Origin of the sequence: Paenibacillus sp. GD4 (genome assembly GCF_030846225.1) — a bacterium.
Taxonomy (GTDB): Bacteria; Bacillota; Bacilli; order Paenibacillales; family NBRC-103111; genus Paenibacillus_G; species Paenibacillus_G silviterrae.
On sequence record NZ_JAVCYK010000001.1, the window covers coordinates 4,327,412 to 4,350,445 of the forward strand.

The 23,034-nt window shown below is 50.5% G+C and carries 20 protein-coding genes; 16 read left to right on the top strand and 4 right to left on the bottom strand.

All coding sequences use genetic code 11. The features are described 5' to 3' along the window. Positions 1–7 precede the first annotated feature (7 nt). The 3 genes from RAC89_RS20520 (at position 8) to hisA (ending at position 3,599) form a co-directional block, all read left to right on the top strand. Positions 8–622 (top strand): ThuA domain-containing protein, encoded by a 615-nt coding sequence (locus RAC89_RS20520; protein ID WP_306615545.1) that lies wholly within the window; start codon positions 8–10, stop codon positions 620–622. A gap of 281 nt (positions 623–903) precedes the next feature. After that, entirely contained in the window at positions 904–2,778 is a 1,875-nt protein-coding gene (locus RAC89_RS20525) for a DNA/RNA non-specific endonuclease (RefSeq protein ID WP_306615546.1), read from the top strand. A gap of 59 nt (positions 2,779–2,837) precedes the next feature. Then, complete coding sequence (gene hisA / locus RAC89_RS20530) at positions 2,838–3,599, top strand: phosphoribosylformimino-5-aminoimidazole carboxamide ribotide isomerase (protein WP_306615547.1); 762 nt, start codon at positions 2,838–2,840, stop codon at positions 3,597–3,599. A gap of 58 nt (positions 3,600–3,657) precedes the next feature. Here the strand turns inward: hisA and RAC89_RS20535 are convergent, their stop codons facing one another. Next, complete coding sequence (locus tag RAC89_RS20535; RefSeq protein WP_306615548.1) at positions 3,658–4,350, bottom strand: hypothetical protein; 693 nt, start codon at positions 4,348–4,350, stop codon at positions 3,658–3,660. A 305-nt stretch (positions 4,351–4,655) separates the two neighbouring features. Here RAC89_RS20535 and RAC89_RS20540 point away from each other — a divergent pair, with 305 nt between their 5' ends. Next, positions 4,656–5,960, top strand: coding sequence for a glycosyltransferase family 39 protein (locus RAC89_RS20540; protein ID WP_306615549.1), 1,305 nt, complete (start codon positions 4,656–4,658; stop codon positions 5,958–5,960). Positions 5,961–6,080: 120 nt separating this feature from the next. Here the strand turns inward: RAC89_RS20540 and RAC89_RS20545 are convergent, their stop codons facing one another. The 3 genes from RAC89_RS20545 to RAC89_RS20555 are packed head-to-tail and all read right to left on the bottom strand — an operon-like array spanning position 6,081 to position 8,414. After that, positions 6,081–6,902, bottom strand: coding sequence for a tetratricopeptide repeat protein (locus RAC89_RS20545; RefSeq protein WP_306615550.1), 822 nt, complete (start codon positions 6,900–6,902; stop codon positions 6,081–6,083). A gap of 13 nt (positions 6,903–6,915) precedes the next feature. After that, positions 6,916–7,764 (bottom strand): 1,4-dihydroxy-6-naphtoate synthase, encoded by an 849-nt coding sequence (locus RAC89_RS20550; RefSeq protein WP_306615551.1) that lies wholly within the window; start codon positions 7,762–7,764, stop codon positions 6,916–6,918. Beyond that, a complete protein-coding gene (locus RAC89_RS20555; protein WP_306615552.1) occupies positions 7,761–8,414 on the bottom strand; it encodes a futalosine hydrolase in 654 nt (217 codons plus the stop codon). The genes RAC89_RS20550 and RAC89_RS20555 overlap by 4 nt, the downstream gene beginning before the upstream one ends. A gap of 174 nt (positions 8,415–8,588) precedes the next feature. Between RAC89_RS20555 and RAC89_RS20560 the strand changes: the two genes are divergently transcribed. The 12 genes from RAC89_RS20560 to RAC89_RS20615 all read left to right on the top strand — a co-directional run bounded on the left by RAC89_RS20560 (position 8,589) and on the right by RAC89_RS20615 (position 22,988). After that, a complete protein-coding gene (locus RAC89_RS20560; RefSeq protein ID WP_306615553.1) occupies positions 8,589–9,926 on the top strand; it encodes a DUF1800 domain-containing protein in 1,338 nt (445 codons plus the stop codon). Positions 9,927–9,938: 12 nt separating this feature from the next. Then, a complete protein-coding gene (locus tag RAC89_RS20565; RefSeq protein WP_306615554.1) occupies positions 9,939–11,192 on the top strand; it encodes a DUF1501 domain-containing protein in 1,254 nt (417 codons plus the stop codon). Positions 11,193–11,323: 131 nt separating this feature from the next. After that, positions 11,324–11,980, top strand: coding sequence for an SGNH/GDSL hydrolase family protein (locus RAC89_RS20570; RefSeq protein WP_306615555.1), 657 nt, complete (start codon positions 11,324–11,326; stop codon positions 11,978–11,980). Between the two features lie 4 nt (positions 11,981–11,984). Next, a complete protein-coding gene (locus RAC89_RS20575; protein WP_306615556.1) occupies positions 11,985–12,662 on the top strand; it encodes a rhamnogalacturonan acetylesterase in 678 nt (225 codons plus the stop codon). Then, entirely contained in the window at positions 12,649–14,046 is a 1,398-nt protein-coding gene (locus tag RAC89_RS20580) for an MFS transporter (RefSeq protein WP_306615557.1), read from the top strand. Before RAC89_RS20575 ends, RAC89_RS20580 begins: the two co-directional genes overlap by 14 nt. A gap of 185 nt (positions 14,047–14,231) precedes the next feature. After that, positions 14,232–14,495, top strand: a complete 264-nt coding sequence (locus tag RAC89_RS20585; protein ID WP_306615558.1) for a hypothetical protein — start codon at positions 14,232–14,234, stop codon at positions 14,493–14,495. A gap of 6 nt (positions 14,496–14,501) precedes the next feature. Further along, on the top strand, positions 14,502–14,777 hold the full coding sequence (locus tag RAC89_RS20590; RefSeq protein ID WP_284638575.1) for a hypothetical protein: 276 nt from the start codon (positions 14,502–14,504) through the stop codon (positions 14,775–14,777). A gap of 121 nt (positions 14,778–14,898) precedes the next feature. Further along, positions 14,899–16,644: a sensor histidine kinase gene (locus RAC89_RS20595; RefSeq protein ID WP_306615559.1), complete on the top strand. Its 1,746-nt coding sequence runs from the start codon at positions 14,899–14,901 to the stop codon at positions 16,642–16,644. A 168-nt stretch (positions 16,645–16,812) separates the two neighbouring features. Then, positions 16,813–19,212 (top strand): AraC family transcriptional regulator, encoded by a 2,400-nt coding sequence (locus tag RAC89_RS20600; RefSeq protein ID WP_306615560.1) that lies wholly within the window; start codon positions 16,813–16,815, stop codon positions 19,210–19,212. A 221-nt stretch (positions 19,213–19,433) separates the two neighbouring features. Beyond that, positions 19,434–21,059 (top strand): extracellular solute-binding protein, encoded by a 1,626-nt coding sequence (locus RAC89_RS20605; RefSeq protein ID WP_306615561.1) that lies wholly within the window; start codon positions 19,434–19,436, stop codon positions 21,057–21,059. A 92-nt stretch (positions 21,060–21,151) separates the two neighbouring features. Beyond that, positions 21,152–22,090 carry an ABC transporter permease gene (locus tag RAC89_RS20610; RefSeq protein ID WP_284644839.1) on the top strand — a complete coding sequence of 313 codons (939 nt, stop codon included), beginning with the start codon at positions 21,152–21,154 and terminating at the stop codon, positions 22,088–22,090. 16 nt (positions 22,091–22,106) lie between these two features. Continuing rightward, positions 22,107–22,988, top strand: a complete 882-nt coding sequence (locus RAC89_RS20615; RefSeq protein WP_306615562.1) for a carbohydrate ABC transporter permease — start codon at positions 22,107–22,109, stop codon at positions 22,986–22,988. The last annotated feature ends 46 nt before the right edge of the window (positions 22,989–23,034 follow it).

Sequence of the window (23,034 nt, forward strand, 5' to 3'; positions counted from 1 at the left end):
TAAAATCGTGTTGATCGGCGACAATACGGATGCGCCTTGGCACCCGCTGGAGCCGGTAAGACAGGAGCTGGAAGCCATACTCGGGGGAGATTTCGAGCTGGAATGCACCGAGGATTACGATCGGTTCCATTCTCTGAATCATCGAGAGACACCGCTATGCATATCCTACACGGATTGCTGGAAAAAAACGCTCACACCGGAACAGTCCGAGGGGGTCATTCGATTTGTGGAGGACGGGGGCGGCCTGCTTGCGATTCACAACGGCATTTCGGTTGCAGGCCTCCCTGAGCTGAAGGAGCTGGTCGGCGGCAGGTTCATCACGCATCCGCCGTATCAGACGCTTCAGTACTACGGTACGGCATCAGACCATCCGCTGCTGGATGGTGTTGGGGATTTTACGCTGGAGGAAGAGCCGTACTTCTTCGAATTGGAACATTCGGCAGCCTGCCAAGTGATTATGGAGTATGCGTTTGAGGGAAGCCGCTACCCGGCGGCTTGGGCGTATGAGCGCGGGCAAGGGCGTGTTGTGTATCTGCAGCCCGGCCATCATGCGCCTTCCTTCCGCCCCACCTCTTATCGTCGGTTGATATTGAACAGCGCCAGGTGGGCGATTCAAAGATAAGCTTGTCTCTCAACTGCCTTTTCCCGGGATTGTAAGGGGGAAAGGCAGTTTTTTTCGCTATTAAATAAATCTTACCCGCCGACCGATTAGGGAAATAGTGGGTAGACAGTTAGTACATTCCATGCAAAAATGAATATAGAAAATCTGATTCATGAAATGCCTGTAATGGAGTGTGAAGGGGAATGGGTCACGATAGACGTGTGCCTTCGAAACAGGGCGGGACGGTGTCGAGTTCCAGGAAGACTATGGAGGGGACCGGCGGCGCAGTCCGGCCGTCTTCTATGAGTTCGGGACACGCGGCCCAGCTTCAGAGTGCGTTAGGCAATCGGGCTGTCATCCAGATGCTGCGCGGCCGGGCCGGCGGAAGGAATCCGGCTTCAGGAGTCATTCAGCGTTCTTCCTATAAGCTGCCGAACGAAGACAATACCGGCTATGATACTTATGATAAAGAGTCTTATTCCAGCGAGGAGCTTAAAGACTTAAAAGGCTCCGACGGCAAATTTACATCCGTGCAGGCGGACAGGGGCTTGCCGACCTTCTATGGAGCGCTGAAACGGATTTTTGGCGAAGAGAATGTGGCGGAGGCCCAATTTAAAGGGACCCAGCATCTTGGAGAGAGCTGCGACCGTCCGCACACCGTGACAGCGAATATTAATATGAAAACGATCAATAAAAAGGGACGCGAGAATGGTCCTTTGGCTACCGCGATAGGTCACTTCGGATATGAGGAGCTGGGCATTCGTGAAGGCGCTGATGAGGCGCGTGCCATGGACTACAACGGAGGCCACCTGGTCGGCTACCAGGTGCTCGGAGGCATCCAAGCGGACCAGGAATGGAACATTGCGCCTCAGGACGGGGATAACAACAAATTCGCATACAATAACACGATAGAAGAAATGGCCCGGAAGGCAACGAAGGGTGCCAATTTTGATTATACGGTGGAGATCAGCTACAAGAGCCTCAACTTCGCTGTCGATCAGCAGCAATTAATCGACCACGGTTATTTGAAGCAGCTGGATGAAGACAAGCCATGGACGATCCAGCTCCCTACCCGTATCCCGCAGCATTGGTCGGCCAAAGCGGTAATGAACGGCAGCGGAGGCAGGTTCGGCAAGCCTACGTTGAATAATAACGGCGGCGGCAAGAAGACCTACGATCAATATTCGCAGGAGCTTGATTCCGATCTGTCCCATACGGATAAAACCCATACGGCAAGATATAAGCTGGAATATGGGGATAAGAATAATGCGGAAATTGAAGGCAAGGATGTGAACAAAAAGCTGGCTGAAGTGCGTTCCGTCCATTTTCGGATGCATCAGGAGCAGCCCTATGACCTGGACCGGGGGATCACACCTAACGAGTGGAAAGGCGGGGACGCTGCCGATTACGGCTCAGTGAAGGAGGAGACGGTTACAGCCGAGCTTGTGGCCAAGCTTCGCGAGGATATCCTGAAGGACATCCAGGAGCTGGAGGCTACACCGGAGGAGCAGCTGGTGCCATTTGATTTTAATCAACTATTTACTGATGCCCTCAAGCCTCTTGCGAGTTCAAAAAATAAGGAGCAGCTGATTTTATTCGCCGTGGAAATGCAGGATCGGGAAGAAGAGGTGGGTTTGCTTGCCGAATATGAGGAAGAATACCAAAGACAAAAAGGGTATTGTACGGAGCAAAAGGAAAAGCTGGAGAAAACAAAGGCCCTATGGCAGTTTATGGACCAAAGAAAGACGGATGCCGAACCTACGGAGGACGGCCTGAAGCAGGAATTTTATGAATATCGTCAGAACGGTACGGGCATCAAGAGGACGAAGTTCGTATTGGATAGCTACAATGAAACCGTGAAAAAAATTAGACTGCAAACAGAGGTTGTCAAGAACGAAGTGCAGGCTGCCTTGAGGGAAGCGACCGGCAAGGACTATAAAAAGAAATTGAAAAGCCGTTCGCGAGTTGTTCCCGGCATCTTCTCGCAAAGATTGAGCAATCTGGAACAGCAGCCGTTCGAATTTTATTTTTCCACTGTTACCAGCATGTTTTCCAGCGTCCCGGTGTTCACGCCTGACGGCGGAACAGGTATTAGAGATTTATTTGTTTTCGGAAGCGGTAACGATCAGCAGGAAGCCGATAACAAAACGGAGGATCCGTCGATGAGTCTGGAATGAGGCTTGCCGGGTATGGTATATTCTATACATTAGAGCTAGATTAAGAGAGGATGTATGGAATGCAATTTCGACCTTGTATCGACCTGCATGACGGCAAAGTCAAACAGATTGTCGGTTCAACGCTTCTCGAGGGGCAAAAGGAAGATTTGGTTACCAATTTCGAGTCGGATAAGTCCGCTGCGGATTATGCGCGCATGTATGCCCGGGACGGACTTCGCGGCGGGCATGTGATCATGCTTGGCAAAGGCAATGAGGAGGCTGCGCTGTCCGCTCTGAAGGCTTATCCGGGAGGGCTGCAAATCGGCGGAGGCATCAACGATACGAACGCAGAGAAATACCTGAATGCAGGAGCCAGCCATGTCATTGTGACGTCCTACGTTTTTCAGAACGGACAAATTGACTTCGACCGGTTGAAGGGCTTGGTCCAAATTGTAGGGAAAGAAAGGCTTGTGCTGGATTTAAGCTGCCGTAAACGGGATCATTCGTATTATGTTATGACAGACCGCTGGCAAAAGTATACCTCCTATGAGGTTACGAAACAAAATTTGGACGAGCTTTCCCAGTACTGCGATGAATTTCTTATCCATGCCGTCGATGTGGAAGGCATGTGCAGAGGGATTGAGAAGGAGCTTGTCGAGTCACTCGGCGCGTGGGTTACTATTCCAACAACCTATGCGGGAGGCGTTTCTCAGCTTTCCGATATGGATCTCGTAAACCGTTTGGGCGGAGGCAAAATCGACTTAACGATCGGCAGCGCCCTGGACATATTCGGAGGCTCGATTCCGTATGAGCAAGTGGTTTCATGGAAGTCTTCCAATTAAATACATGAAGAATAACAAAAGCGGGTCGGGTGACCCGCTTTTTGTTATTGTCTTTGGCTTATCGGAAGTTACCCTGGCTTTGGAAGCTTCCGAAGCTGCTCATCGGCGCTGCGGTATAGCCGAATTGGGAAGCCACGTTGTTCGCTTGGTTATAGGACTGCTCGTTTCCTCTGACACCGTAGCTGAAGCTGCCGAAGTTGGATTCATAACCGCGGCCGCCTTGCTGCTGAGCCGGATAGAAGGAATCACCCCGCAGGCCTTGGTCATGACCTTGCTCGTTGCCGCGGTAGTGGGCCAAGTGATAAGATTCCGGAGATGCCGCTTGTCCGTACATGCTTTGGGCTTGTAATTGACCTGCTTGACCGTAGCCGGTCGGGAAGCTGCGGTTCATGTTCATATTCATCGTGCTCATGCCGGTCATCGGACGGTTCATTCCGAATTGGGAGGACACACTGTTTACATTATTATAAGCTTGCTCATTCCCGCGTACGCCGTAACGGAACGTGTTGTAGTTCGTTTCGTAGCCGCGGCCTTGCTGCTGCTGAGCCGGAGTGAAGGCATCCCCGCGGAGCCCTTGGTCATGCCCCATTTGGTTCCCGCGATAGTTCGCTGTATGGTAGGCTTCCGGGGAAGGGTTCATACCGAATGCCTGTTGTCCTTGACCATAGAACGACTGCATGCTTCCCATGGATTGGTACGGATTTCCTTGATATGCACCGAAGGTATTGTTGGAGAAATTTTGATTATACATGAGCATACACTCCTTTATGATAAGGGATTAGTCCTCTAGAGAGGGGGCCTCTCCGAAGCCTTGCTTATCATTCGCCACCCCTGTTTTTTTCATACCATCGGATTTATGATAATTTTAGCTGATATCGTAAGATTTTCAGTCATAAAACTAGCAAAACTGAAGTAAATTATAGAAAGATTACCAGTATTGTTGTATAATGAATTTGTGAAAAAACTATGAAGAAAGCAGGGGAATCGTCGATTCCTGTCGAATGTATAATTGAGATTCCCAATCTGCGATAACTTTCCTTTGGAGCTGTGTGTGAAATGAACCGATGGCTGCACATTTTTCATAAATACAAAGATAAAGAGTTCATTTACATCATTCCCATTGTCCTTATGTCTATCAAGGTAAGGCTTGATTATGTCCTATATCGGTTTCACTCCGGCAAGGGGATCCCCTACTCGGACGACAGCCAATGGTACTTAAATTATGCAAGCGCTTTAATGAACAATTGGAAGATCGGCTTGCACATGAACGATATCTTATATTTAGGATATAATCTATTACTTACACTATTAATGGCTTTGTTTAAGGATCCGAAGGTTGTTGTCATCATTCAAGCGGTTACGGCCGGTCTCAGTGTAATACTTGTTTACCAAATCGCACGCATTCTTTTTAACCGGCTGACGGCGATTATCGCTTCCTTATTTTTTTATGATATATGGGGCATTACGATGTGGGCGTCGTATATTTTAACGGACAGCTTCTTTATTAGCTTGCTATTGCTATGTATTTATTTGCTCTTGATGGCATTTGAAACGAAAAAAAAGGCATACTTCGTTTTATTCATCGTATTTTCCATATACATGCTTGTATTTAGACCAACAGGCGTAGTATCGCTGGCGTTTATCCTCTTCTATATTATATACCGTAAGCGGCTTAATGTTGCAGTGATAGCCTCTTTTATCAAGAAACACAAGTATATCGTAGGAAGTGCAGCTGCTCTGCTCGCCGCGGTAAGCATTTATTTGGTAGCCGGTCATAAGCTCACTCCGCTGATCACTTCGATTCAGTTTAATGCCAAGATGGTTTTATACAATATTTATGCCAAGGGCTGGATATACGATAGGGCGTCCTCTTACGATTATGCGTATCGGCCTGATTACCGGATCGATATTATGAATAGTCTGGTGCTCAGCTATATGATTCATAACTGGGATCATATTATGGTGCTGTATGGAAGAAGAGTTATTGCTTTTCTAGGCATGTGGGTATGGAAAACGGATGTCACTCATGTGAGGGGAATAGTAAAGCTGATCTATAACCTGCTGCCGACCTTCTTATTTATCTTCGGGACGATAGCAGCGATTGTCAACGGCATTTTCCGCCGGACATCGATCATTTGGTTTACTTTTTTCGCAGTCTTTGCGTTTTGTATCGTCTTGTTTATCGACGGGATGTATCGCTATAAGGCTCCGGCACTTCCATTCATCGCTATCGCGGCGGGATATGGCGCGGAACGGCTGCTTTATTTGGCTTACCTGCTTGCTAAGCAGTTCAGCAGGAAGCCTGTGGGGAAGCTGGTACAGCTGTGGGATAAGAAGACCAATTGCGATTGGTTAGCGTAAATCAAAAAATATAAAATAGCCGCTGCATCCCGAACGTTGACCGTTTGGGCGCAGCGGCGTGTGCTTCACTGCCGATTTCGTATCCTTAATTTGTGCATGGCATTTCCGCTATTGAGCAGCTTACCTGCTTCCGGCGTCCGACTCCCACGCAGAGATTTGCTCCTCCAGCATTTCGCGGCGCACGGAGGTGATCATCGAAGGCTCGTAGGCAAGCCCTTGCCGCATCACCTCAAGCGAACGCTCCGCATCCCCAAGCTGCCGAAGCGTAAGGCCGAAGTAGTAATAAGCTTCGGCAAATGTCGGCTTCAAAGCCATGAGCTTCTCATAAATCTCTTTCGCTTCTTCATACCGGCCGAGCATAAAGTAGGTAAGGCCGAGATTATCGAGAATGGTTTTATCCGCATCGTTGTATTCATAAGCCTCACGATTGAATTCCAGCGCCCGCGTCAATTCGCCGCGCATCACATAAAACAAACCGAGGTTGCCGTAAACAATGGAGGTTTTGTAGGACGGATAGATGTCCTCCATCATCCGAACGGCCTCCTCCTGGCGTCCAAGCATCCAAGAGGCTAATGCGTAATTGACCTTAGCGTTCATGTCTTCGCCCCGGTTCAGCGGCTTCGACATCACTTGCTCCAGAAGCCTGGCCGCTTCAGCGGGCTCACCCGCCTTCAACAGCACGAAAGCCTGCGAGATTAAAAAGCCCGGACGCTTCCCGAGCTGGTACGCCTTCCCGAAGTGCTCAGCCGCTCCCTTCCAATCCTGTTTGGCGTACAACCCGTTCGCCTGAACGGAGTAGTATACCGCGCGGAGCTGATAAACGATGATGAAGAGCAGCACGGCTAGACCTGCCAAGCCGACCCACAAATTCCAGCGAAATAACAGGATGAGTACGATCACGGGAACCGCAATCGTGATTAGTATTTTCAGCCACGGCTTCATTCCCTGCGTCCTCCTATGACAGCCTTAGCAAGGCTGGATCGATATGCGGTACCAAGCCTTCATCGGCAGCTCTCGTTAACAGGGAGGCAACCGCTGCATAACCGTCTTCCCCGAGGTCGGCGGTAAATTTGTTCACGTACAAATCAATATGGGCTTTGGCCACGTCCGGTGACATTTCTTGAGCATGCTGCATCACATAGTCGCGCGAAGCCTCGGGGTTGGCCCATGCATATTCAACCGAAGCGCGCGCCCATCCTGCAATGGACTTCAAATCAAGCGAGCGTCTCGCGATAATGGCCCCCAGCGGGATCGGAAGCCCTGTATCCTGCTCCCACCATTCACCCATATCGGCCAGCATCGTTAGTCCGTAGGAGCCATAGGTGAATCTGGCCTCATGAATCACTAGTCCGGCATCCACCTTCCCATCGCGGACAGCCGGCATAATTTCGTGGAACGGCATGACGATCACTTCGCCCACGCCGCCCGGTACCTGTTGCGCAGCCCATAACCGGAACAGCAGATATGCGGTCGATTTCTCGCTGGGTACCGCTACCGTGCGTCCGCTTAGTACGGCGCCGCCCTTCACTGACGCCTCCGGGTCCTTCGTAAGCACCAACGGACCGCAGCCCCGTCCTAATGCTCCGCCGCAGGGCAGCAGGGCATACTCGGACAGCACCCACGGCAAAGCGGCGTACGATATTTTCATTACATCCAAGCCGCCGCCGTCTCCCGCCGCCAGCTTGTTCGTAATATCGATATCCGCGTACATCACCTCCAGCTTGGGGGCGCCAGGGATCAGACCGTGGACCCATGCATGAAACACAAACGTATCATTCGGGCAAGGGGAAAAAGCGATGTTCATTTCCATACCTCCTGTAGTGCTTTACTTGCTGATTCCAGTGCCGCCAGCGCATCGCCGATGCGCCACGCAGCGCGGTCTCGTGGACCTACCGGGTTCGAAATCGTTCGAAGCTCCAGTGCCGGGATGCCGAAGGCTTTGGCCGCGGAAGCCACACCGAAGCCCTCCATGCCTTCGGCACAGGCGCCTGTAATACGCTGCTGCAGCTCTTCAGCGGTTTTAGCCGTACCAGTTACCGTAGACAGTGTAAGCACCGGCCCCACAATGACCTCCAGCCCCGCCGCGTTCAGCGCTTCTACCGTTCGGGAGAGCCAATCTGCATCCGCCTCCACACGGGAGGAGCCGAAGCCAAGCTTGTCCAGACTTTGAAAGCCCTCCCCGCTCTCCGCTCCCAGATCAGCGGCAACCATCTCGCTCGCTACGACAATGGAGCCGATCGAGGCTCTTCCAGCATAGCCTCCGGCAATGCCGGCGCTGACCACAAGCTCATACTTGCCGGCAGCAAGCAGCTTGGTAGTATGGATGGCGGCATCTACAGGGCCTACACCGCCGATAGCCACTTCCACAGACGGAAGTGAACCGAGACCGCGCAGTACGGCATCGCGCTCTCCCTCCACAGCCGTCATAATCAGTACCTTTTTCTTAGGAATCATAGAAAGTCTCCTTAGGCTTACGATAAGTTCATACCTTCTATTATATCATCTTGTGGGAAGCCATCCAAAACGGAGCATAAGAATAGAAATTCATTGAAATTTAATTACTAGGATGTAAGCGAATTCATATATAATAAAGTTACATGCTGACAAATGTGAGGGGCGCGGTTCATCATGACATGGTCGGATCTGGAGATTACGCATTTATTCATGCGGGCATCGTTCGGAATTAGCAAGGAAGAGGCTGAGCTGGCGCTGCAGCTGGGGAAGGAAGAGACGGTGCGGCGCTTGGTGAGCGGGGAATCGCTGGACGGCGGCTCCGATTACCTGCCTTCGGCCGGTGAAGTGATCGAGAGGGTCAATGAACAAAAAGGGAAGCTGGGCGCACAGATGCAGTTGGCGCAAAACCAGTGGATTTACCGGCTTATACATACACGAACCCCTTTTATCGAAAAAATGACGCTGTTCTGGCATGATCATTTCGCCACCAACGCGAAGAAGATTGATAACGGCGAGCTCATGGTGACCCAGAATGAGCTGTTTCGGACCTTGGCTGCAGGCGACTTCAAGGAACTCATCCGAAAAATCAGCCGCGACCCTGCTATGCTGATCTGGCTCGATGCCAATCAGAATCAGAAGGGAAAGCCGAATGAGAATTATGCCCGCGAGCTAATGGAGCTGTTCACCCTGGGTATCGGACATTACACGGAGAAGGATGTTAAGGAAACCGCCAGAGCCTTCACCGGCTGGAGAGCGGACAAGAAAACCGGAGAGGTGCAATTTAGGGAAAAGCTGCATGACAGCGGGGAGAAGCTGATACTAGGAGAAACCGGCAAATGGAACGATATGGATGTAATCGAGATCCTTTTCCGTCAGCAAGCGCTGAGCCGGTTTATTGTAAAAAAGCTTCTGACTGCTTACGCAGCACAAAGTCCTTCGCAAGAATGGATTGAACGTCTTGCCGAACGTTTCCGAGAGCGATATGTTATCGGTGATGTGCTTACGGCCTTATTCTTATCCCCCGAATTTTGGGAGCCGGAGCAGCGTCAAGGCTTGGTGAAAGCGCCTGTGGACTATGTGATTTGGATTGTGAGAGCCTTCGGTCTTCAGATGGAGAACAGCAAAATCAACAGCGCTTTAAAACAAATGGGGCAGGAATTATACTACCCGCCTGATGTCAATGGATGGCCTTCCGGAGAAGAGTGGCTTGGCTCGAACAGTCTTCTGGCCAGATACCGTTTCGCGGAAACGGCTGCGGGCCTTGCGGTGAAGGAACGGAGGTACCCGGAACATCTGGAAACCCCATCCAAGTCGGGGGACGCCGGAGCGGAGGCATGGGTCGATGCCTGGATTGCTCATTTACGGCTGACTCCGATATCGGCAACGACAAAGGAAGCGCTGATCCGGTATTTGACCGATTCGGGTAAGGTAACGGCAGGCAAGAAGAATGCCACGATGCTCAAAGGCTTGATCCATCTGATACTTATAAGTCCGGAAGCTCAGATGAAATAGGGGGAGTAGAATATGAATCGAAGGCAATTTCTCATCCGCAGCTCGTCCTTCATTGCAGCTTTAACTGCTGGGGCTTGGGCAACCCAGCTTCCCTTAAAGGCAGAAATTATGGAGGGTATGACGACTTCGTCTGCAGCTACCGCAGGCAGGAGAGCTCCCGTCCTGGTCGTTGTCCAATTGGCCGGTGGTAACGATGGCATCAATACGCTGATCCCTTACGGACAGGGAGCTTATTACGATGCAAGGCCGACGCTCGCCTATAGGGAAAAGGAGATCCTTGACCTGAACGGCCAAGTAGGCTTGCATCCAAGCCTGCGAGGGCTTAAAAAGCTGTGGGATGAAGGGAAGCTGGGCATTGTGCAGGGAGTGGGGTATCCGGAACCGAACCGTTCCCATTTCCGGTCTAAGGATATATGGCAAACGGGGGTTCCCGAGCGGATCGAGACGAGCGGGTGGATCGGACGTTACCTGGAATCGGCATTATCGAAGGATCCGAATCCTCTTAAAACCATTGAAATCGGCAAATATTCCTCCAAGGCGCTTCAGACGGGCAATGTCAGCGCTCCGCTGCTGAAGTCGATTGAATCGTACCAATGGCTGAATCCGAACACGCCGAATGATCAAAAGAACAGGCTGGCAAGGGCGTTTCAGTCCATGTACGGATTGCAGCTGAACAATACGAAAATTCAGGTGACCGCGAGTCGAGGCACGGATGCCTATTCCAGTGTCAGCGCCATCCAATCTTTGGTATCGCAATATGACAATCGTACGGAATACCCGGCCGGTGCCTTCGCAGAGGATTTACGGCTTGTTGTCAAGCTTCTTTCCTCAGGCTCGGGAACCCGGGTATTCTGGACCGAGCTGGACGGCTTCGACGATCATGCCGACGAACGGGGCCAGCATGCGGAATTGCTAGCTGTGTATGACAATGCGATCAGTGCTTTTTATCAGGATCTGGAGCTGCACGGGCTGGCGGAGGATGTGGTTGTCCTGACCTTCTCCGAGTTCGGCAGAAGGGTGAAGGAGAACGGGACAGGGGGGACGGACCACGGTGCGGCAGCCCCTGTGTTTCTGCTCGGGGGACGCGTAAGCGGAGGCATGTACGGGGAATATCCGAGCTTGACCAAGCTGGATAACAACGGCGATTTGAAGTACAACGTAGATTTCAGGTCCATCTACGCCTCCCTGCTGGACGGCTGGCTTGGCGGTGACGTGAAGGAAGTTTTGGGAAAGAGCTACGAGACGTTTCCATGGTTCCGTTCGTAAAAATAGGCAGACGGCACTTTGCACGGTGCGGTCTGCTTTTCATTTTTTGAGGACTTGTTGAAAAGGATTGTGGTATACTTTGGTAGTTGGTTTTATGCCAAAAAGATCGAAATGTAAACGGAGGAGAAGCTATGATTTTCGGTGCGAATGAGAAGTTGGTTATGATCGGAGATTCCATTACGGACACGGATCGCAAGAGGCCGCACGGCGAGGGGAGGAACGATTCGATCGGCAAAGGCTACGTGTCCGTGGTCAACTCCTTGATTCAGACGGTATATCCGGAGCTGGCGCTCCGTATTATCAATATGGGCATTAGCGGAAACACGGTGCGTAATTTGAAGGAAAGATGGCAAACGGACGTGCTGGAGCTGAAGCCGGATTGGGTTTCTGTCATGATCGGGATCAATGACGTTTGGCGTCAATACGATCAGCCCCTGATCACGGAATCACATGTGTATATTGAAGAGTATAGGAACACACTGGAGGAGCTCATCGTTACGACGCTTCCGAACGTCAAAGGCGTGATTCTTATGACGCCGTTCTATATCGAACCGAATCGCTCGGATGCGATGCGCCGCTCGATGGATCAATATGGAGAGGTAGTCAAAGAGCTTGCAGCCAAGCATGATACCAAGTTTGTCGACACACAAGCTGCGATGGATGCGATCCTTGGCCATATTTATCCGGCGGCACTGGCTTGGGACCGGGTTCATCCGAGCTTAATCGGACATACGGTATTGGCTAGAGCGTTCCTCCGTGCTGTAGGTTTTGACTGGAATAAAGAATAGGGGTATGGACACAATGAAAGTTTATATTGCCGGAGATTCAACGGCGGCCACTTACCCGGCGGATAAGTCTCCCATGGCGGGATGGGGACAGATGCTGTCTCTCTTTTTAGATGATTCCGTTCAAGTTCAGAATGAAGCGATGTGCGGCAGGAGCTCCAAGAGCTTCCTCGAGGAAGGGCGATTGAAGCCTATTACCGATACGATCGGTAAAGGGGATTACCTGTTTATCCAATTCGGGCATAACGACCAGAAGACCAATGAACGATACACGGATCCGGCGTCGACCTATCCGGAGCATCTTACCAAATACATAGACGCGGCACGGCAGGCGGGGGCGAATCCTGTCTTACTCACTTCGGTCGAAAGAAGACATTTTGACGAGCGGGGAGAGCTGAAGGACACGCATGGAGCATATCCCGAAGCGATGCGCAAGCTGGCCGCGCAGTTTGAGGTTCCGCTGATAGACGCTCAGCTCCTGACGCGACGCTTGTATCAGTCCTTAGGACCCGAAAAGTCCAAGCAGCTCTTTACATGGCTTCAGCCGGGAGAGCATCCGAACTACCCGGACGGGGTAGAGGACAATACGCATTTCAATGAGACGGGGGCAAAAGAAGTGGCTGCCCTCATTGCCAAAGAGGTTGCAGAACTAGGATGGCCTCTCTCCAGCCATGTCAAGCTATAGGGAGGTGAAAGACCGTATGCAGAGCGCTGTCCGCACACAGGAAAAAACCGCCGGGGCGAAGGCAAGCTTGGTTCAAGCCTTATGCTTCGTATTATTTTTCTCCGTTATGAATGCTACCATGTTCAATGTGGCGTTGCCGGATATCGCCTCCTCCTTCCGACTTAGTCCATCCTCGGTCAGTTGGATCGTTACGGGATATTCCATCATCTACGCATTGGGCTCGCTCATGTATGGCAAGCTGGCGGACAAATATCCGTTGAAACGGCTGATCACGATTGGCCTGCTTATGTTCGCGGCCGGTTCGGCGCTGGGTTTTTTCGCGCATACATACCCTTTGGTGCTGGCAGCAAGATTCATTCAAGCCGCAGGGGCCTCCTGTGTGCCGGCCCTCGTGATGCTCATTCCGGTAAGATTCTTTCCGCCGGAACAGAGGGGGCGGGTGATGGGGGTCATCGCCTCTACCATCGCGTTCTCCTCAGGGGTCGGACCGATTGTCGGAGGATTTATCGCCGGTCATTTTTCGTGGAATTCGTTATTCTTGATCTCGCTTGCCGCTCCCGTCGTGCTGCCTTTTATTCGAACATCTTTGCCGGATGAGGATGTGCGTGCGGGTGAGAAGATCGACCTGATCGGAGCAGGGTCGCTTGGCGCCGCCGTTTCTACGTTCATGCTGTCGGTCACGCAATTCAATTTCTGGTGGCTGCTTGCGAGTGCGGCATTGTTTTCCTTTTTCTTTCTCCGAACCCAGAAAGTATCCAATCCGTTTATTCGGCTTTCCTTGTTCCGTCTGCAGGGGTTTCGCTCCGGATTGATTATCGGATTTCTGGCGATGTTTACGGTGTTCGGCATTTTCTTGACCACTCCGATCATGCTTCACCACTTGCATCAGCTTTCGGCGCAAGACATAGGGCTCACTCTATTCCCTGCCGCGATGGCGGCCGCTCTGATGGGGCGTGTAGGGGGCAAGCTGGTCGACCGGCGCGGCAGCAAGTATACATTATATGTTGCCTTCAGCTTGCTTTCCATCGGTCTGCTGGCATTATCCGTTGTAACGGGCCTGTCGGTTGTCGCGGTGGCATGCGCGCTGCTGTTCGTCAACAGCTCCTTTACCTTCGTTCAATCGGCGCTGGCTAAGGTTGTATCCTCTGCGCTTCCCAAGGAACAAACAGGAATCGGCATGGGCATCTACAACCTGACGAACTTTCTGGCGGGTGCGATCAGCGGAGCTGTGATGAGTAAGACCGTCGAGTTCGAATGGAGCGGGTGGAATGTGTTAGCAATACAGCATCCGTCGACCTACGGAACCATTTACTTTCTGCTGGCGGCGCTCGCCGGGCTCAATATTTGGCTAATTCACCGCAAGCTGGAAAGAAACGGCAGCTAGACTGCCGAAAACGTTCAAGCCCTGGCCTCCTGCCGGGGCTTTTTTCTGTTCCGCCCGAGGAATTTTATGCGGTTTTTATATAGGGTTTCGACAAGGTTCCTTCCGAGGTTTCGAGCAATTTTTCGGACAATATCCGTTATACTATGAATATAAGGTTTTCATATAGAAATGGTAGGGAGATGCGAATGTCATATGTAGAGCATATTAATCTAGCGAACGATCATGGTCATGTGTATTGCTGCTTAAGGAACAAAATCGTCACGTTAAGCGATGAGCAGATCGACCGCTTTTGTTCCGGCTGCATGATGAATCGCGGCTTTACGCCGGGCTTCAGCGTACATTGCTATTGGAAGGATGCCAGAGTGCTCGAAAGTCCGCATATCGTGCAGGACCCCGGATCGGAATATGCCGGGATGCAGCGCCGCAAAACCAATGCCCCGAGGAGGTAAACGCAGTTGATCAGCGAGAAATTCAAGCCGAGAGTATTGTGGTTTATTAATGAAGAGATCGAATCGACCTTACGCCATCTCGAAGGCGGTTTAATCAGCAAGGATCAAGCGATTGGAAGCTTGAATACGATTTACCGGATCGCCTCCAGCATCGAATCGACCGAGCATATGCGAAGCATTTGCCAAATTACCTCCTATATTCGGAGCTCACAGCATTATTTCCGGCTGTTGACATATTATCGGCGTTCCTATTATGGTGAAGTCAGTGGAGCACAGGCATAAGGCTGCCTGTGTTTTTTTGTATGCGGGAAACTTTTTCTGAGGATTTTCCATCTCTTCACTGTCGATTTGTGCTATAATTTATCAAAGTTAACCAACCATAGATATAATTGGGGTGAGATAGGTGCCCGCCACGAAAAAGGGGAAGTTCATCACCGTCTTTGTTATCATCTTCTTTTCTACCATTCTCCTAAACAATATATTGTATTTTCTCACGACGACAGAGATGCTGGAGCGCAGCTCACAGAAGGAATCGGAGATGATTGCCGGAGATTTACGCAGTGCGATCAATCGTTATCATACCTCGGCAAGATTCGTTGAGGATCTGGTCGGTCAAGAGCTGAGGGCGGCGGCCGTAGCGGCGAAGCTCGCCTTGCCTCCGCAAGCGAAAGACGTCACCAACGAGCAGCTGGCCGAGCTAAGCGAGGCATTGGGCATATCACATATCACTCTATTTCAACGAGTGAACGGTGATATCGTCGGAGTGAAGTCATCCGACCCTAAGGAGATCGGTCTGAGCACCAAAGGCTGGACATTTTGGTTTACGGCATTTCAGCAGCTCCTTGATCATAAGGAGGTTACGATCCCGGAAGGCCAGAAGCTGAAATATTACTGGTCCGGGCCGATTGAGCATGCAGCAACGGATCCGACGTATATTGATAAGTGGGGCTATTATTATGACGGAACCACGGATTACATTATCAACCCATTTGTCCACGAAACGCAGATTAAAGAATTCGAGAAGCTCGTAGGGCACGATCAGATTGTCAAGGAGGTTCTGGCTGACAATAAATTTATTTTGGAAGTAACGGGCTTTAACCCCAAGTTCTTTGGCAAAAGCATACCGCAATACGAAGGGCAGAACGGGGCGAAGTTTACTTCCTTATATGAGAAGGACATTTATTTCGGCAGCTATGAATATAAGGATCCGGCGGATGTGGAAACGGTCCAGACGGCGATCAGCTCCAAGGAGGTTGTGACCTTCTCGTCAACGGTGGATGGCAAGCGTTTGATTAAAAGCTTCATTCCTGTAACGGCGGATACGGATATCGTCGGGAAGGAGTTTCCGTATGTGATCAGCATCGTAATGGATTACGCCGAGATTCGCAAGCAGCTGGAGGCGCAAATTATGAACGCCTTCTACATCATAGTGCTGGCTACAATTCTCAGCATCATTTTTGCAAGCATCTACACTAGAATTATTCGCCGAACCAAGGAGGATGCGGTCCAGCTGACACAGGACCAATTCATCGTCGATATGAACAAAATGTTCACGACCATTCGCGGGCAGCGTCACGATTTCATCAACCATGTACAAACCATCTATTCGTTAATCTCTTTAAACAAATTTGCGGAAGCGAAGTCGTATACGAAGGAATTCGTCGATGAGATTCTGGAAGTGAATGATATCATCCACATTCACCATCCTGTAATTGCGTCTCAGGTGCAGGCGAAGGTAGCGATGTCGATTACGAGGAAAATCCGCTTCAGTCACGAGTTTCACAGCCTGAATCAAGTGTCCTTGAACGCGCTTAAGTCCGTCGATATTGTCAAAATTATCGGCAACCTCGTGGACAACGCTTTCGATGAGGTCGTTAAGCTGCCTGCCGATTCCCGTTGGGTGGAGCTGAAGGGCTGGGTAGAGAAGGATGTGCTGTGCCTCAGTGTCTCCAATCCCTGCTTGACCGTGCCGGATGAAGCCTCATTAAAGCAAATGTTTCAGCCGGGCTTCTCAACCAAAAGGAAGGGCGAGCATTCCGGCCTCGGCCTATCGATTGTTAACGACCTCCTGCATCAGTATCGCGGAGGCATCCGGGTCACTACAAGCGCTGATACGATCACCTTCCACGTACGGTTGCCTCTCGGATAATAATAAAATGAAGGCTGCACACCTAAGTGGGGGAGTATTCCGCTAAGGCTGCAGCCTCATTTTTATTCCAAGGGATAGCTCTAGACACCTCTTGGCGAATATGCTAAAGTCAAGGCAAACGGGTAGATGCACAAATTTCGAATCGGTACAAGGAACGGGAGGGGCTGTATGCTGAATAAATGGCGAATCGACCGTCGCAGCGTTCTTATGACCTGGCTTTTGTCCTACATGGCTGTACTGCTGCTGCCCGTCTCGATGAGCGTCATTGTTTATTGGCAATCGAGCAACACCCTCGGGCAGGAGATTCATCAAGCGAACGATTCCCTTCTGCTTCAAGTCCGTGAAATGATGGATAATCAATTTGAATCGATGGAGCGGCTGAACCTCGAGCTGACGACGAACGTTAAGGTCCGCGAGCTGCTGCATTCCAATAAATATGAGAGATACCCCGCTGAGTATATGTACGACCTGTATCAGGTAACGAAGGATTTTTTGAATTACCAGGCCTCCTACTCCTTAATTGACCTCTTTTATATTTATATCCCGGGCAAAGATACGTTGCTGCTGCCAGGGGTTTATCGACAATCCGAATTTGCCTATAAGCTTATTCATGAAAGCGCTGCCTTTCCTTATGCCAAATGGAAGGACATTGTTACGAGCAAAAATTTCAGGGGTTTTATTACCATGACTCGAGTGAGGGAGGACGGAAGCCGTAATAAATCGCTGGCGTTCGTAAGCACCCTTCCTCCGGAGAATAACGCTCCTGTAGGGACTAATGTCATAATGGTTGACCAATCGCGCATTCTTCGCTCGCTTCAGAACATGGAGCTCTTTAATAAGGGACATGTTCTGATATTAAATGAAATGAATCAAACGCTGGTATCTACCTCTGAGGAAGCTATTACGCTTGATACTGCATTCGAGCAGGCGATGCTGGAGAACAACAGCTTTCTATGGAAGAAAGGCAATCAGCAATATGAGGTATCCTTTATCGAGTCTTCCAAGTCTAAGCTGAAATACGTTTCGCTGATTCCAAGCGATCTCTTCTGGGAAAAAGCTGAGCGGGTCCGCAGCCTGACGTATATGAGCATTGCGATCAGCTTGCTTGGCGGAATGCTGCTCACCTCCTTTTTTGTAATGAAAAATTATCATCCCGTCCGCAGACTTGTTCACGCCTTGACAGGGCGAATGGAGATGCCGCGGCAGAGGAGCTTTAACGAATTCTCCTTCATACAGGAAGCGGTGGATCACACGCTTGTTGAGATGAACAGGATTATGCTGGAGCGGAAGCGGCAGCACCCGATATTGCGGAATAACTTTCTCCAGCGCTTGCTTAAGGGGAAGCTGGATGGTCAAATTCCGGTCGATGAGTCGCTGGCGGCATTCGATATTCGCCTGCGCTCCGACGATTTTGCCGTGATGATGATTTATACGTCCGATAGCGAACGTTTTCTGGAACGTGTCCCGGGCATGGCGGAGCCGGAAGGCACCAAGCTGATGCATTTTATTATGAAAAATGTTCTGGAAGAGCTGGTCAATGAACGGCATCTCGGTTACGTAGTGGAAATGGAAGAGATGCAGGCGTGCTTGATTAATCTCTCCGGCGAGCAGCAGGGGCAGGAACGGTTATCCGAGCTCCTGGGCATTTGCAAAGCAGCACAGGCATTTCTGAGCAGCAAATACCACATTGGGGTTACCTTATCCGTAAGCCGTATTCACAAGGGGATTCATGAAATCGTGAATGCTTACCAAGAGGCGCTGGACGCCATGGAATACAAGCTGGTGATGGGAAGCGAAGAGATTTTATCCTACGAAGAGATTCACAAGATTACCTCTTCGGAAGATCCGGATGTAGTGTATTATTATCCGCTGCAGCTGGAGCAGCAGCTCATCAACTTCGTGAAGCTGGGCGATTTCCCAATGGCGCGTCAGACGTTGGAGGAAGTCATCCAGCGGAACCTGAGCGGTACGGTTCTTTCAGTTACTATGGCTCGATGCCTTATTCTCAATCTGGCCAGCACGCTGATCAAAACGTTAAGTGAAATCGGCGACTCGCAGGATGCGCTGCTTCTCCAGAAGCTACACCACGTAGAGAAGCGTATCGAACGGCTGACCTCTTGCGAAACGATGCAGGAGATGAAGGATCAATTGATAGCTTTTGTTGAGAAGGTGTGTGAATATACGCTGGCACGCCGCCAGCAGCATCTTCAACAATCGAAGCAGCGGGTCATGGAGGAGCGGATTTCGCAGATTCATGCATTTATTGAGGAGCATTACAAGGATCCGAACTTGAACATCTCGATGATCGGCGATCATTTTGAAATGAAGGCTGCCTATTTATCAAAGCTTTTCAAAGACCATACCGGAGAAGGCCTGCTCGAAACGATAAACCGGACGCGGATCGCTAAAGCCAAGAGGCTGATCACGGATCGGAATAAAAATGTCAGCGATGTTGCCGGTTGTGTGGGCTTTAACGATGTGAATGCTTTCATCCGGACGTTCAAGAAGTACGAAAGCATCACCCCGGGCAAATATAAGGAGCTTATGGAGAAAAAAGCCGCAGAATAGCGGTTTTTTTCGTCTAGGGTGATCCTGAAAATATGCAAGATTGTCATTTTTAACGATGTGATTGTCACTTTTCAAGATCGGGGAAATCGATTTTGAAGATCGATTTGGATGAATTTACGATATTCAAAATGAAAGCGATATCATACACTTGGGGTACGAGAGATTCAGCTTCTCGGGCTTAGATAACCGGTATATCCGGATATAAAAGAGGAGGTCTTCCAATGAAGAAACCGAAGAAAATCGTTTCCGCACTAGTGGTAACAACGATGATGGGGACGGCAGTCATGGCTTGCTCCAGCCCAGCCCCACAGTCTTCCTCCGACAACAAGAATACACCGGCCCCGCAGGGGGGACCCACTACTTACCCCATTAAGACAGACAAAACATTAACGTATTGGATGGAGCTTCCGACGAACCTGACGGGTGTGAAGTCAACTCATGCGGATACGCCGTTCTTCCAAGAATGGCAGAAGAAAACGGGAGTACCGCTGAAATTTACTGCCCCGCCTGCCAATCAGGCTAAGGAAGCCTTGAACGTCATGCTGGCTTCGGGCGAGCTTCCGGATATGATCGAGTTCAACTTCCTCGATTTCCCGGGCGGGCCGGAGAAGGCGATAAAGGACGGTTACATTCTGAAGCTGAACGACCTCATCGATAAGCATGCGCCGAACCTGAAGAAGTACTTAAAGGAGCATCCGGAGATCGATAAAATGATCAAAACGGACAACGGCAGCTACTATGCCTTCCCGTTCCTGCGGGGGGATGAGTCATTGATGGTGTACCAGGGACCGATCGTCCGGAAGGATTGGCTGGATGAGCTCGGTATCCCGATGCCGCAGACCATCGATGAGTGGACAGCCATGCTCAAGGCGTTTAAGGAAAAGAAAGGGGCTGCGGCGCCGTTTACGGTAAACAGCAAGCCGCGCGTGTTTAACGATTTCAATAACGGGCCTTTCATGGGGGCCTACGGCGTTACCCGAGGCTTCTATTTGGAGAACGGACAAATTAAATTCGGACCTCAAGAGAAGGGGTACAAGGAGTTCCTAGGGTTATTCCGCAGCTGGTATGCCGATGGGCTCCTCGATAAAAATATCGCCACCGTCGATATCAAGGCGTGGGATGCGAACATCGCATCCGGTGCAACCGGAGCAACGGTGGGCAATGCCGGCGGCGGGATCGGCAAATGGCAGCCGCTTGTAGAAGCGAAGGATCCGAAGGGTCTGCTTGCTGCCGCTCCTTACCCGGTGCTGAAGAAGGGGGATACGCCGAAGTTCGGACAAAGAGACCAGCCGTTCTCCCCTGGCGGTATGGTGGCTGTGACGGCTACCTCCAAGAACGCCGAGCTGGCGGTAAAGCTGCTTGATTACGGCTATAGCCCGGAAGGTCATATGTTCTTTAACTTCGGTACCGAAGGAGTAAGCTACAAGCTGGAGAACGGCGAGCCGAAATATACCGATCTTCTGCTGAAAAATCCGGATAAGCTGGCTCCTGCACAAGCAATGTCCATGCATATCCGCGCGAACTACAACGGGCCTTTCGTTCAAGATAAGCGTTACATTATGCAGTATCTCGCTTTGCCGAATCAGCGTGAAGCCATCGGGGTTTGGAAAACGGACGTAGCGAAGCACCAGATGCCGCCGGTAACGCCAACTCCGGAGGAAAGCTCCGAGTATGCGAAAATCATGACCGATGTCAACACCCTGGTCGACGAAATGACGCTGAAGATCATTCTCGGCACAGAGCCGCTGGATCAGTTTGAAAAGTATGTAGAGAAGCTTAAGTCTCTGAAGATTGACCGTGCCATTGAAATTCAGAAGGCCGCATTGGAGCGTTATAATAAACGCTAATGCCAATGCATGACGGAGGAGGGCGCAAGCCCTCCCAGTCAGTCAGGAGGAAGGAGGAGATGAGTGGAATGGCCAAATCCGCACAATTGGAAATGACCCGGGAGCTGACCGGATCCAAGCCGACCTTTGTCAGGCGATTGACGCGTGACTTTTTGCTGAATAAATACTTGTATCTCATGATGGTGCCGGTGCTCCTCTACTATGCTGTATTCCACTACGCTCCCATGTACGGCGCCGTCATTGCCTTTAAGGATTATACGCCGATGAAGGGGATTCTCGGCAGCGACTGGGTAGGACTTATGCATTTTAAGGACTTCTTCAACAGCTATTATTTCTGGCGCATTTTGAAGAATACCGTAGTCATCAGCGTGTATTCCTTGTTGTTTGAATTTCCTGCCCCGATCATACTTGCTATGCTTATTAACGAGGTTCGCCACCAGCTCTTTAAACGTGTGGTTCAAACGATTACGTATATGCCGTACTTCATCTCGCTGGTAGTCATTTGCGGGATGATTAAGGACTTTACGAACAGCGAAGGAATTATCAACACGTTCTTAACCTATCTGGGCTATGACGGGAAAGCGATGCTGCAGAAGCCGGAGCTGTTCCGTTCGATTTACATCATATCTGAAATTTGGCAAAAAATCGGCTGGGAGTCGATCATTTATATTGCCGCGCTCATGGGTATCGATCAGGAGCAATACGAAGCGGCCCGTATGGACGGCGCAAGCAGATGGAAGCAAATGCTGCATATCACGCTGCCGGGCATTATGCCGACCATCGTCATCATGTTTATTTTGCGCATGGGCAACCTGCTGAATGTCGGATTTGAGAAAATCATCCTGCTCTATAACCCGGTAACTTACGATACGGCCGATGTGATATCTTCCTTCGTTTACCGTAAGGGTCTTCTGGAGTTCGGATGGAGCTACAGCTCGGCGGTAGGTTTGTTCAATTCCGTCATCAATCTCATTTTGCTCATCTCTGCGAACTATATCAGCCGCAAGGTGAACGAAAGCAGCTTATGGTGAGGAGGAGGAGGGGCTTATGACAACGGATAAGGGTCTGTTTGATCGTATATTTGATGTGGTTATCTATAGTGTGCTGGGCCTGCTGGTGCTGGTGACTCTCTATCCTCTGCTGTATGTTGCCCTGGCGTCGATCAGTGACGCCACCCAGCTCGTAACTCACCGGGGCTTGCTATTGAAGCCGCTTGGCTTTAGCCTGGAAGCTTATGTGAGCGTGTTCAAGAATCCGGGTATTCTCATCGGCTACAGAAACACGTTGTTCATCCTCGTGGCGGGGGTAACGATCAACCTGCTGATGACGGCGTTAGGAGCATACGTGTTATCCAGAAAAAACGTCATGTGGAACAAAGCCTTTATATTCATTATCGTCTTCACGATGTTCTTTAATGGGGGCTTAATCCCGATCTATCTTATCGTCAAGAATGTAGGGCTGCTCGACACCCTGTGGTCGACAATCATTCCTTTTGCCATCAGCACCTTTAACCTGATTATTATGCGTACGGCCTTTATGGCTGTTCCCGAGAGCTTGGAGGAATCCGCCAAGATCGACGGGGCGAATCATTTTACGATCCTCTTCAAGATCATCATCCCGTTGTCCATGCCGGTGATTGCCGTGATGATCCTTTATTACGCAGTGGAAAAATGGAACGGCTGGTTCTACGCCTCGATCTTCATCAAGGATCGGGAATTATTCCCTCTCCAGCTGACGCTGCGTGAAATTTTGATCGCCAACTCTACGGACAATATGACGCAGGGGGCGGATGCGGGCGACCGCTTCCAGATCGGGGAAACCATCAAATACGCTACCATTATGGTAGCCACGGTACCGATTCTGTGTGTATATCCGTTTGTGCAAAAATATTTTGTGAAAGGTGTTATGGTAGGGGCATTAAAGGGGTAAGTAAAAAGAGAAGAGGCTGTCCCGTGGATGATGAGGGTCACTTCAT